Raw genomic sequence first — 12,002 nt, forward strand, 5'->3', positions numbered from 1 at the left:
CGCCTTCGGCTCGAAGGCGCTCGACGCGAGCCTGTTGCTGCTGCCCGCCGTCGGCTTTCTGCCGCCGGAAGACGGACGTGTTCGGGGCACGATCGCCCGCATCGAACGCGATCTTCTCGTCGACGGCTATGTCCGGCGTTACAACACCGGCGAGGTCGCCGATGGCTTGCCGCCCGGCGAAGGCGCGTTTCTGGCCTGCAGTTTCTGGCTCGTCGATGCCTATCTGATGCAAAGCCGCTTCGACGACGCTCACCGGCTTTTCGATCGCCTCCTCGCCCGTTGCAACGATGTGGGCCTTTTCGCGGAGGAATACGATCCGGTGCGCGAGCGCCTGGTCGGCAACTTCCCGCAGGCCTTCTCTCACGTCGCGCTCATCAACACGGCGCATAATCTCGCCCGCGTCACCCGGCCCGACCAACGCGCGGAACGCGATACGGTTTCACAGGCTGCGGGAGATTAGCTCTGGCGCCTGACGAGCGGTATTAGCATTGGTCGGGGAAATAGGATGTCCGGTCGATCCGGCCGCGATTGAACCAGAGATAGACGGTCTTCTCGCCGTTGCAGTCGCCGCAGCCATCCTCCACCGCATAGCGGACGGGCACGCGCCATCCGTAATGCTTGCCGAGCACGCCGATATTGCAGCTCGCGACTTCCGCAGGAAGGGGTGGCTGCACCGTGACGGGCTTGGCCGGATCTTTCAGTGACGCCCTGACCCACTCCGCCGACACCGCCTGATAATTCGGCGGAAGCTCGCCCACCGTCTCCGGCGTGTTGAAGCCCGCGGCCGGCCCGAGTTCGGCCGTGCATCCCGCCAGCGCCAGCGCCGCCATTCCGGCAAGCGCAAGCCCGCCCCTCGTCCTCAACAGAATCTGCCCCAGCATATGAATCGTCCCTCCGGCTCGGTGCGGCGAGCTTACCCGCATCGGAGGCGGCGGGGCAAATGGTCGGCGTCTCGGCTCTCAGTGCTCCGCCGGCAAGGGACCGCAGGCCGGCATGGCGTCGCTGAGGAAGGTCTGGTGGACATAGCCCGTCCCCGAACCGTCGTTGATCTCGACCCAGCCCGAGCGCATATCCACCTGCTCGACCGTGACGCGCGTGCAGCGGGCGACGGTACCGATGCGGTCGCTGTTCTTGCTGGGCCTCTCGCGCAGATAGACCGCCCGGGTGACGACCTTCGTCTCCTCGGCGGACGCCGTACCGGACTGCGCGGAGGCGTTGGCGGGCTCCACCATGGACTTCGCGGCGGTGGGCGTCGCGAGCGGAACGGGCGGTGAGGCTGTTTCCGCCGCGACCACGGATGGTTCCGTCGGCGCCATTTCCGCGGTCGCCTCCGCAACGGTGGGGGCCGGCGCCGGTGTGACGACAGCATCGAGGGTATCCTGAGCCGCCGGCGCTGGCGTCGATACCGGCGCGCTCGTTTGCGTCGGCGCGGCCGGTACCTGTGCGGCGACAACGGATGCGGCGGGCGCCGCGGAGGCCACGGGCGCGACCACGAGATGTCTCTGCGCCTTGAGCCCGGCGAGCACCTCGTCGGCCGTCAGCGGCTCGGCGATCGGGGCTTCCGATGAATGGCCGATCGAGAAGATCACGCAGAGCACGAGCATGAAGCCGCCCAGCGCGATGATCTGCGCCCGGTTGACGCGCCGCCGCTCCACCACCAGCGGCACGGGCGGGACGGTGCCCTCGCGCTCCTCGCGCAGGACACGCGCGAGAGCGTCGATGTCCGCGCCGATGTCGATGGTCAGCAAACGCTCCATGCTGCGGAGGAATCCGATCAGATAGGAGCGTGGAAAAAGCGCGCCGCTCTCTCCCCGCTCGATCGCCTCGACATAGGCTTCCTTCAGATGCAGCCGTCTGGATATCTCCGCGACGGAGAGACCCTTCTCGACACGGGCGGCGCGAAGCGCCATTCCGATTTCACTCTCAAGCATCGTCTCGCTCCCCGCTTGATTTTGGCCGCTGGATTTAAGCACCATGATCGGATCGGACATGTCGAGTTATGTAACCAAATTGGGGGATCGGCGCGCGCCATGACGTAAATCCGCCGCGCTTCACGTCAATCCGGCTCCATGTGCTACATCTCGGCGCAATTGTCGACTACCGGACTGTCGGTCCGGATTGCATAATCCGCCCGGGCCGGTTCGTTTCGGCGCGAACGCCGCCACTGAAAACCGGATCGCCATGCATCGCCGTGTGACTCTACCGACGACCCTGCTTGCTGCTTCTCTGGCGGCGGCCTGCGTCGCGCCTATGCCGCAGTCGGGACATGTCAGTCCTGCTGTCGACGGGATGGTTTCTCCGGTCATCGAACCGATGAAGCCACCCAGCCTGTCGATCCTTCCGATCTCTCCGCCGTTGGACCTTTCACCGAAGGACCGTACCTGCCTCGTCGCGGCGATGTACTACGAAGCCCATGGCGAAGGCGAAGACGGCATGCTTGCGGTCGGGCATGTCGTGATCAATCGCCAACTCGAGAGACCGCCCGGCACGAGCATCTGCGATGTCGTCTATGAGCGCGGGCAATTCGGCTGGACGCGCCGCGTCTCGCGCAAACGGGTCGCCATCGGCCGCACGCAAAGCTGGAAGACCGCCGCCGCCCTGGCAGACAAGCTCGCCGACGGTGGCCTGGAGGACATTACGGCAGGCGCGACCTCCTTCTATTCCATTCTGGAATTCAGGAAAGGGCCGCCGCACTGGGCCGCGGTCCAACAAGAGACCGCCCGCATCGGCAATCACGTCTTCATCGTTCCCTGACTCGGGTTGCGCTTATCCAACTGCCATCGGCGGCCATAAAAAAGGCGGCATCCCTCCGGATCATATGTCGAGGCAATGGCTCGGCGCATTGCACAAGACGACAATCCGGGTGATGGGCGACGTCAGTTCTTGAAACAGTTCTCGCGTGAGGTCGGGACCGGCTTCACGCCTTTCCTGCTTAGCGCTCCGCCCCCGCGAGGTGCGGAGCGGGTTCGCAATACTCAATCAGTAATTCGATGAGGATCCGTATCTTCCGTGCGGGATGCTGACCTGGTGGACGGATGACATATGCACCCGCAGGGGGTGGTGGATAACGCGTCATGACCGGCACTAGCGCGCCGGAGACTACATATTCGTGGGTGAGGCAATCGGGCAGGTAAGCGATCCCGAGGCCCGCTGTTGCGGCGGCAACAAGAGCTATGCCGTTGTCGGCCTTGAAGCGCCCCTGCGGACGTACCGTGATGACCTTGTCGCCGTCCATGAGTTGCCAGGCTTCGGTGCCCTGCATGAGAGCCTCGTGAACGGCGAGTTCCTCCGGCGTCTCGGGCGCCCCGTGCGCCTTGATGTAGTCCGGGCTCGCGACGAACTTCCCATAGATCGGTCCGACGCGTCTTGCGATCAAGTTGGAATCCTGAAGATAGCCAACCCGTATCGCACAATCGTACCCCTCCGCGACGAGATCGACGAAGCGATCACTGTAACATGTGTGGATCTGGAGTTGAGGGTGGCGGCGCGCCATTTCCGCGAGAATGGGAGCGAAGTGGGTCGGGCCGAAAGAAAGCGGCACGGCAACGCGCAGGCGGCCCCGGAGGTCACCGGCAGGCGTGATCATTTCCCTGACCGCGTCGATCTCGGCGCAGGCTCTCGCTGCATAATCTCGGAAGGTGACCCCCGCTTCCGTGAGGGCGGCGCCCCGGGTGGTCCGCGCAAGAAGCTGAACACCAAGTTCCGCTTCAAGCCGGAGGAGTCTTCGACTGACGATTGACTTGGAGATGCCGAGCCGAAGCGCAGCTGCCGAAACGCCCCCTGCATCAGCCACTTCTACGAAGGTCTGCAGCGCTTCGATGTCCATTTGGCGTTCCTCTTTCCGCGACACAGCTTTCCACCAGAGGGGACTACCGCAACTCGGATAGGAGCGGCAATAGTTCTTACAGGCACCGCACCCTTGATGCATGTCTCCGAAAACCAATGCCGCTCGCAACGGCAGCAAAGGATATAACAATGACTTTTCGTAACGGCCTTGCTTCGCTTCTTCGTCCCGAAGACTCGGTACTCGTTCTGATTGACCACCAGCCCTACCAACTCGCGAACGTGAACAGCCACGAACCGCAGATGGTGATCAACAACACGGCGGGCCTAGCGAAGGCCGCCAAGGCCTTCGGTGTCCCCACGATCCTGACCACCGTGATCGCCGAACGGGGCGGTCTTCTCTTCCCTCAGATCACGGATGTTTTCCCGGGTCAGGAAGTGATCGACCGGACACTCATCAACACCTGGCAAGATCAAAAAGTTGTGGACGCTGTCAAGGCCACGGGCCGGAAGCAGCTGATCATCGCCGGTCTATGGACCGAGGTATGCGTCGCGATGCCGACGATCCAGGCCCTCGGCGAAGGTTGGGATGTAACGGTGATCACTGACGCGTCAGGTGCCATTTCGGTCGAGGCACACGAGATCGCCATCAAGCGCATGATCGCCGCCGGCGCGAACATGATGACCTGGCTGGCGCTGGCGGCCGAATGGCAGCGCGACTGGGCTCGGACCGATCAAGCCGCCGCGTTGACGGAAGTGATCACGCAGCATGCCGGCGGCAGCGGCATCGCGTTCCTGTGGGAGCAGCAGTTGCTCAACACGCCGGTGCCGAACTCCGTTGGTTGATTGAGCGGGATGACGGGCCTATGACCGACCGACGCACAGGCCATCGTCTTCGCCCTGCTATGGCACCTAGAACCGAAGCACCGCGACCGCATCGCCGCAAAGTTGCCCATGCTTCACTAAACAGGACGTGCCCTCGCGCCCCGTCGCCCCGGCCAACAATGAAGTGCCTGTTGGTCGGGGCATTTTACGTCGAACTATGGAGCGGGCGGGCAAGGCAATGTCGGAATGGGTGAACTACCCAACAGCACGAACCTGTAAACGATAAGGCAAACGCCAATCAGCGCAATCAAATGCAGTCCCATCCAAAGGTGCGCCATGACGAACGCTTGAAACTTCTTCAATTGGATTTGACCAAGTTTTATCCAATGGTTCTTAGCGAAATTGTTCGGAAAGTGGTGCGGCTTGTATGATTGCTCTTTGATGAAATCGACATTCTCATGGTTTATCGGACATTCATCCAATGCCTGTCGATATTGTTCCTGAAGTTCTGTCAGTCGTTTCTTCGCATTATCGTAATCATTTTCGAGATCGATGTTCTTCAATTCGTGGTGAACTGTCGCCACCTTCCGCGCGCATTGATGCAGCAGTTCGCCTTGATGGTAGAAGTTCTGCGACCCATCGATCAGGCTAGTGAAGATGATGAACGCCGAAAGGACGACCGAACAGGCCAGCAGGATTTGCGATTGGTAGGATTGCAGGGCGATGATGTTCGGCAACAAGGAAAGCGCAATCACGAACAGCGACAGCAACGAAATTAAGTAGGACGAATTGCGCTGACGCGCTGCAAGTCGAAGGTTTGCTTGAAATCGAACATCACGCGTGATTTCCACGCTTCGCTTGAAGTCCTTCAAAGCGGTGTGCAGAACGTCGGTTTCGGTGCTCATAATGTCCCCCGGCCATCGGATATATCGCTAATTGGCGAAGGTGTATCGTTCAATCATGGATGAAACCGTTACCGCACAGATTGGCGCGAATCACTTCGAACCGGCGAAATCCATGGCCAACCGCATGTGGTAATTCATGTGGTAGATTTGCCACCGAGGCATATAAGCTATTGATTTTACTATAAAATTGGCGGAGACGGAGGGATTCGAACCCTCGATACGGCTTTACACCGTATAACGGTTTAGCAAACCGTCGCCTTCAGCCTCTCGGCCACGTCTCCGTTGGTCCCGTGTATGCCCAAGATTGAGGGCGGCATCAAGGGCGAACTCCCATATCGGCCCGTTTCCGGCCCGAAAAGGCGCCCAAATCCTCATGCGCGGTAGCGGATCAGCCCCTCTTGGGCGACCGAGGCGACGAGTTGCCCGTCCTTGGAATAGATGCTGCCCCGGTTGAAGCCCCGGGCGCCCGACGCGCTGGGGCTGTCCTGCGCATAGAGCATCCAGTCGTTCACCCGGAACGGCCGGTGGAACCACATCGCATGGTCGAGGCTCGCCGATTGCAGCTTGCCCGACAGCCAGCTCACGCCATGCGGGCGGAGCCCGGTGTCGAGCAGCGTCATGTCGGAGGCATAGGCGAGAATACACTGGTTGAGCGCGATGTCGTCGCCCACTTCCTTGCGCGCCCGGAACCAGACGTTCTGAACCGGCTCCATCGGCGCGGGGTCGATGAAGTCCTGCGGATTGACGGGCCGGATTTCGATCGGGCGCGGCCGCGCGAAATGCTTGCGGATGCCTTCCGGCAGCCGGTCCTCGATCGCCTTGCGCAATTCGCGCTCACTCGGCAGGTCTTCGGGCTGCGGCGCGTCGGGCATCGACACCTGGTGTTCGAAGCCCTGCTCCGGCACCTGAAACGACGCCGCGAGATTGAATATCTGCTTGCCGTGCTGGATCGCGACGACGCGCCGCGTCGTGAAGCTGGTGCCGTCGCGCGAGCGGTCGACTTCATAGAGGATCGGAATTTTCGGATCGCCCGGCCGGATGAAATAGGCGTGGAGCGAGTGGCAGACGCGGTTCTCGACCGTGCGATAGGCGGCGACCAGCGCCTGCCCGATCACCTGCCCGCCGAAAACGCGCTGCCAGCTTGCGTCCGGGCTGTGCCCCCGGAAAAGGTTCACCTCGATCTGCTCGAGGTTGAGAATCTGGATGAGATCTTCGACAGCGTCGGCCATCACGTTTCCTGTCGCTCGCGAGCTTCAATGCGCGCGCAACATAAGCGGAACGCCGCTGACTGTCATCCGCCTCAAGTGCGGTTCCGGGTCAGTGAGCGGCGAGCCATTCGCGCGCCTGGCGCTGGGCCTCGGCCACCTGGGCGGCGTTCATTTCGCGGGCGAGTTCCGCGCGGTAGGACCGCGCCGCCTCGCTGCCCCGCATCGCCGCGAGATTGAACCACTTATGCGCGGTGACCAGATCGACATCGACGCCGTTACCGGTCGAATAGATCAGCCCCAGTTCATAAAGCGCATCGCACTTGCCGCCTTCGGCCGCAAGCTCGCTCTCCTGGAGCATCTCGTGCTGCACGCGAGCCATCGCCCACCTCTTCCCATTCCCGGCGGCTCGCCTTCATCAACCCGCTTCGGCGCCCGCCTCAATCACAAGGGAGGTCCCTTGCCCCTTTTGAAGCATTCCATCGGCCTGCTGAAAAAATGGTTAACGCGGCATTTGCCAAAAAGGTTGCGTGTGAGACGGACGGAATCTTTCGCGCCGGCGTTCAGCCGAGGAAGCTCGGCACCTTCATGCCGCGCTGCACCGCCGGGCGGGCGCCGACATCGGCAAGCCAGCGGCGGATATTCGGGGCCTCCCCGACCACCTCGGGCTTTGCGCCCGCGATCAGATCGATCGCCGGCGCAAGCCAGGGATAGGTCACCATGTCGGCGATCGAGTAATCGCCCGCCATATATTGCGCCTCACCCAGCCGCTTCTCGAGCACCTTCACGAGACGCGCGGCCTCGTTTGTGTAGCGCTCGATCGCATAAGGCAGTTTCTCCGGCGCCGCCGTCATGAAATGAAAGAGCTGTCCGAACATCGGTCCGATACCCGCCATCTGCCACATCAGCCATTCGAGCGCGATCGCCCGCTGGCGTCCCTTGGGGGCAAGAAACTTTCCGGTCTTCTCCGCGAGATAGATCAGGATCGCGCCCGACTCGAAGACGGCAAGCGGTCCGCCGTCCCCCTCCCGGTCGACGATGGCGGGAATGCGGTTGTTGGGATTGATCGCCAGAAACTCCGGCGTGAACTGCTCGTTGTTGCCGAAATTGACCGGATGCACCGTGTAGGGAAGGCCGCATTCCTCCAGCATGATCGAAACCTTGCGACCGTTCGGCGTCGTCCATGTGTAGAGATCGATCATCACGTGCTCCCATCGTATCCGGTGTCGTCCAGGGTTCATCCCCGGGGCCCAACTGCATCGCGACAGAATGCAACGGTCCCTCGGTCCCGACAACAAGTGCCGGGGCGGCATCGACCTCAGCCATGGCGGGAATTCAATATTCCGCGGTCACTTCGACGTGATGATGGCGATGGCGTGTGCAGACATAAGGGTCGAGCACGTAATTGCCGGCAGCGAGTTTCATCCCGACCGCCTGTTGCGGGTCGAGGAAATCCGCGACGACCTCACCCTTCGCGTCGCGAATGGCGAAACCGTAGGTGCCGTCCATCACGCGGGTAATGCGGCCGGCGCGTGGCAGTGTAAGTCCGCTCCCCCATTCCGTCTGGCTGTTGAACTTGTCCTTCATGACCAGCGTGCCGCTGCCCGTCACCTCGTCCGCCCATGCCGCGCCTGCAAAAAGGCAGGTCGCCAGAATCGCGGCGCCGGCAGTCTTGATCGCGATACGAAACATCGGCCTTCTCCTTGCCGGCCCGCCACGGAGTCACAGACGGAGCCACAAAAGCAAACAGCGTGCCCGTTGTCGGACACGCTGTGAGTTTAGCATAAGCGGGGCGAGCGTTAAGCCCGCCCCTTTATCGTGCGCGTTGCCCGAACAGAAGCTTGCGCGCCTGCCCGGCTTCTCTGGTCTTGTCCCCAACATTCCCTGACGCATTTCGCGTCCGAGGGAGAAGCCTCTCTTGGCCGTCGGCCGGGCGCCAACCCGTTCGAATCAACCTTTGAGGCGGGGAAAGTCTGTAAGCTGCTGGCCCTGGCTCTCATAGGGCACGACCCAGCACCAGCACGCCATATTCGCGATCGGCCAACGCCTGTCGAGATGATCGTGGCCTCCAAGACGTCTGCTGAAGACGCCGCAAAGCCGCTTTCCCTCGCTCATAAAGCGGTCGATCACTTAGGTAACTAAGCTGACCGGCGGAAATGTCGGGCCTGCCCCGCATGGACCAGGTCCGGCCGTCTGCCGGCACAGGTGTTGGTCGACCTCACTCTCCGCCGCACACTCGACGGACAACGTCCCGTCTCGCGGCTGAGATATCGATGGATGGCCCCTGTTCGAAGATCTAAATCGAACCGGTTCTCCTCCTGGGCCCTTCGGCCCATGATGGCTGGCCTCCATTAGTTCCAACCGGTCCTGGAAAGGATCGCTCGAACTGGTCGCCAACTCTGATATTCACCGGCCTGACCACATAAGGGCAGCCCGCTCCTCTCCCGTTCGATCGACATCTTCCAGCCGTTTGGCGTCGGCTGGCAGGATTAGTCGATTGGCCTCGGCCTGCCCCGCGCTGCGGGACGGGCCTTCTTGGAGAGGCGCTTGCCTGCCGCAACGACTGCGACAGGCCGGCGAGTACCAGTCGTTAGGCCTTCTTTGCGGCCGGCTTCCGCTTCGCAGCGGGCTTCTTGGCAGCAGGCTTCTTCGCCGCCGTCTTCTTGGCAGCGGGCTTCTTCTTCGCGACGGTCTTCTTCGCGACAGCCTTCTTCACGGTCTTCTTCGCAGCCGGCTTCTTGGCCACGGCCTTCTTCGCAGCGGGCTTCTTCTTGGCAGCCGGCTTCTTCTTCGCAGCCGTCGTCTTGGCGGCGAGCTTCTTCACAGTCTTCTTCTTCGCAGCCGTCTTCTTGGCGGCGGGTTTCTTGGCCGCCGGCTTCTTGGCGGCGGGTTTCGCTTTAGCTTTCGTAGCCATGTTTCTCTAGCTCCTGATGTGCCATTATCGTTGGCGACAATCCATTGAACTCGCAACGCACACTCTTGACGCGCCCTCGTACCCCTCAGGCGCGCAAATAATATGAGCGCGGTCAATCGCCTCTGCAACACAGTGTTGCATTTTTGTGCAAGCGCGTTCGCCCCACTCTCACCGGAAAGTGGTTGACAAACGGTTCATCGGATGTCGCAAAAAATTCGTCAGCCTTCGGAGGAAAGCCCCAATTTGCGTGCGAGGATTTCGTTGACGACTTGCGGATTTGCCTTGCCAGACGTGGATTTCATGACTTGTCCGACAAACCAGCCCGCGAGAGACGGTTTTGCTTTCGCTTGTTCGACCTTGTCGGGATTCGCCGCGATGACGGCGTCGATTGCCGCCTCGATCGCGGTCGTATCGGTCACCTGACGCAGACCTTCTTTTTCGACGATTTCGGCCGGGTCGCCGCCCGTTTTGTACATTGATTCGAAAATCTGCTTCGCGATTCGCCCGGAGATGGTGCCGTCCGCGATCAGATCGATGAGCTTTCCGAGGTGCTCCGCACTCACCGGAGACGTCTCGATCGAGTGTCCTTCGCGGTTCAGAGCGCCGAACAATTCCACCGTCACCCAGTTCGATGCGAGCTTTGCGTCGCGCCCCTTCGCCACCGTTTCGAAGAAGTCGGCGGTCGCTTTTTCGCCGACGAGAACCGTCGCGTCGTAAGCTGAAAGGCCGAATTCCGAAATCAGACGCGCCTTCTTGTCGTCCGGAAGCTCCGGAAGGCGCGCCTTGATCGCGTCGACGTCGGCCTGCTTCAGTTCCAGTGGCAGGAGATCGGGATCGGGGAAGTAGCGGTAGTCATGCGCCTCTTCCTTCGAGCGCATCGAACGCGTTTCACCCGCCTTCGGATCGAAAAGCCGCGTCTCCTGAACGATCGTGCCGCCCTCTTCGAGGATTTCGATCTGGCGGCGCGCCTCGTATTCGATCGCCTGGCCGATGAAGCGGATCGAGTTGACGTTCTTGATCTCGCAGCGCGTACCGAGCGGCGCGCCGGGCTTGCGCACCGAGACGTTAACGTCCGCGCGCAGGCTGCCTTCTTCCATGTTGCCGTCGCAGGTGCCGAGATAACGCAGGATCGTTCTCAGCTTCGTCACGTAAGCCTTTGCTTCGTCGGCCGAACGCATGTCCGGCTTTGAAACGATTTCCATCAGCGCGACGCCCGAGCGATTGAGATCGACATGGCTCGCCGCCGGCCCGAGATCGTGAATGCTCTTGCCCGCATCCTGTTCGAGATGCAGGCGCTCGATGCCGATGACTTCCGAGCGGCCGCCCGCCAGGTCGATCACGATCTCGCCTTCGCCGACGACCGGGTTCTTGAACTGCGAGATCTGATAGCCCTGCGGCAGGTCCGGATAGAAATAGTTCTTCCGGTCGAAGATCGACTTCAGGTTGATCTTCGCCTTGAGGCCGAGGCCCGTCTTCACCGCCTGCTCGACGCAATAGCGGTTGATGACGGGCAGCATGCCGGGCATGGCCGCATCGACGAAGCTCACCTGCGTGTTCGGCTCGGCGCCGAACGCCGTCGAGGCGCCGGAAAAAAGCTTCGCCTTCGACGTCACCTGGGCATGGACTTCGAGACCGAGCACGATCTCCCAGTCGCCGGTCATGCCCTTGATCAGGTCTTCGCTGCGGGGTTCGCGGTTGCGCATCTTGATCATGCTTTCCACCAGACTGCCGGTTCGGCCTTGAACTGGGCCGCTTCCTCGAGCGCGTAAGCCGCCCGGAACAATGTTTCCTCGTCGAAGGTCTTGCCGATGAGCTGCAAGCCAAGCGGCAAGCCATCGCTCGACAATCCCGCCGGTACCGAGATGCCGGGAAGCCCGGCCAGGTTCACGGTCACGGTGAAGACGTCGTTCAGGTACATCGACAGCGGGTCGGCGGTCTTCTCGCCGATGCCGAAGGCGGCGGACGGCGCCGTCGGCGTCAGCAGTACGTCGCACTTGGCATAAGCCTCGGCGAAGTCGCGAGCGATCAGCGTGCGTACCTGCTGGGCCTTCAGGTAATAGGCGTCGTAATAGCCCGCCGACAGAACATAGGTGCCGATCAGCACGCGGCGGCGAACCTCCGCGCCGAAACCGGCGGCGCGGGTCTTCTCGTACATGTCGGTGATGTCCTTGCCCTCGACGCGCAGCCCGTAGCGAACACCGTCATAACGCGCGAGATTCGAGGAACATTCGGCCGGCGCCACGATGTAATAGGTCGGCAGCGCGTATTTCGTGTGAGGCAGGCTGACATCGACGATCTCGGCGCCCGCCGCCTTCAGCCAGTCGATGCCCTTCTGCCAGAGCGCGTCGATTTCGGCCGGCATGCCGTCGA

General features: G+C 61.8%; 14 protein-coding genes and 1 tRNA gene. 3 read left to right on the forward strand and 12 right to left on the reverse strand.

The window, feature by feature from the left end:
- On the forward strand, positions 1-460 hold a 460-nt coding region (locus tag VMR03_RS07330; RefSeq protein ID WP_325403742.1), incomplete at its 5' end, for a glycoside hydrolase family 15 protein.
- A 22-nt stretch (positions 461-482) separates the two neighbouring features.
- Here VMR03_RS07330 and VMR03_RS07335 read toward each other — a convergent pair.
- Positions 483-881: a hypothetical protein gene (locus VMR03_RS07335; RefSeq protein WP_325403744.1), complete on the reverse strand. Its 399-nt coding sequence runs from the start codon at positions 879-881 to the stop codon at positions 483-485.
- A gap of 78 nt (positions 882-959) precedes the next feature.
- The gene (locus tag VMR03_RS07340; protein WP_325403746.1) at positions 960-1,931 is read right to left on the reverse strand and encodes a helix-turn-helix domain-containing protein; all 972 of its coding nucleotides are present in this window, start codon (positions 1,929-1,931) and stop codon (positions 960-962) included.
- 250 nt (positions 1,932-2,181) lie between these two features.
- Between VMR03_RS07340 and VMR03_RS07345 the strand changes: the two genes are divergently transcribed.
- On the forward strand, positions 2,182-2,754 hold the full coding sequence (locus VMR03_RS07345) for a cell wall hydrolase (RefSeq protein WP_325403748.1): 573 nt from the start codon (positions 2,182-2,184) through the stop codon (positions 2,752-2,754).
- A 178-nt stretch (positions 2,755-2,932) separates the two neighbouring features.
- On the opposite strand, the gene VMR03_RS07350 is transcribed toward VMR03_RS07345, so the two are convergent.
- Complete coding sequence (locus tag VMR03_RS07350; RefSeq protein WP_325403750.1) at positions 2,933-3,826, reverse strand: LysR family transcriptional regulator; 894 nt, start codon at positions 3,824-3,826, stop codon at positions 2,933-2,935.
- 149 nt (positions 3,827-3,975) lie between these two features.
- Here VMR03_RS07350 and VMR03_RS07355 point away from each other — a divergent pair, with 149 nt between their 5' ends.
- Complete coding sequence (locus VMR03_RS07355; RefSeq protein ID WP_325403752.1) at positions 3,976-4,629, forward strand: hydrolase; 654 nt, start codon at positions 3,976-3,978, stop codon at positions 4,627-4,629.
- Positions 4,630-4,823: 194 nt separating this feature from the next.
- On the opposite strand, the gene VMR03_RS07360 is transcribed toward VMR03_RS07355, so the two are convergent.
- From VMR03_RS07360 to VMR03_RS07400, 9 genes are all read right to left on the reverse strand, one after another.
- Positions 4,824-5,513, reverse strand: a complete 690-nt coding sequence (locus VMR03_RS07360; RefSeq protein WP_325403754.1) for an SLATT domain-containing protein — start codon at positions 5,511-5,513, stop codon at positions 4,824-4,826.
- 188 nt (positions 5,514-5,701) lie between these two features.
- Positions 5,702-5,794 (reverse strand) — tRNA-Ser (locus tag VMR03_RS07365).
- 90 nt (positions 5,795-5,884) lie between these two features.
- Positions 5,885-6,742 carry an acyl-CoA thioesterase II gene (gene tesB / locus VMR03_RS07370; protein ID WP_325403756.1) on the reverse strand — a complete coding sequence of 286 codons (858 nt, stop codon included), beginning with the start codon at positions 6,740-6,742 and terminating at the stop codon, positions 5,885-5,887.
- A gap of 88 nt (positions 6,743-6,830) precedes the next feature.
- The gene (locus VMR03_RS07375; protein ID WP_325403758.1) at positions 6,831-7,100 is read right to left on the reverse strand and encodes a hypothetical protein; all 270 of its coding nucleotides are present in this window, start codon (positions 7,098-7,100) and stop codon (positions 6,831-6,833) included.
- Positions 7,101-7,281: 181 nt separating this feature from the next.
- Positions 7,282-7,920: a glutathione S-transferase N-terminal domain-containing protein gene (locus VMR03_RS07380; RefSeq protein ID WP_325403760.1), complete on the reverse strand. Its 639-nt coding sequence runs from the start codon at positions 7,918-7,920 to the stop codon at positions 7,282-7,284.
- Positions 7,921-8,053: 133 nt separating this feature from the next.
- The gene (locus tag VMR03_RS07385) at positions 8,054-8,410 is read right to left on the reverse strand and encodes a hypothetical protein (RefSeq protein WP_325403762.1); all 357 of its coding nucleotides are present in this window, start codon (positions 8,408-8,410) and stop codon (positions 8,054-8,056) included.
- Positions 8,411-9,308: 898 nt separating this feature from the next.
- Positions 9,309-9,632, reverse strand: coding sequence for a histone H1-like repetitive region-containing protein (locus VMR03_RS07390; RefSeq protein WP_325403764.1), 324 nt, complete (start codon positions 9,630-9,632; stop codon positions 9,309-9,311).
- A 218-nt stretch (positions 9,633-9,850) separates the two neighbouring features.
- Positions 9,851-11,344: an Asp-tRNA(Asn)/Glu-tRNA(Gln) amidotransferase subunit GatB gene (gene gatB, locus VMR03_RS07395; RefSeq protein WP_414693155.1), complete on the reverse strand. Its 1,494-nt coding sequence runs from the start codon at positions 11,342-11,344 to the stop codon at positions 9,851-9,853.
- A partial coding sequence (locus VMR03_RS07400; RefSeq protein ID WP_325403766.1) for an amidase family protein occupies positions 11,341-12,002 on the reverse strand: 662 nt, incomplete at its 5' end. The genes gatB and VMR03_RS07400, both read right to left, overlap by 4 nt.

This window comes from Parvibaculum sp. (assembly GCF_035511255.1).
GTDB lineage: Bacteria > Pseudomonadota > Alphaproteobacteria > Parvibaculales > Parvibaculaceae > Parvibaculum.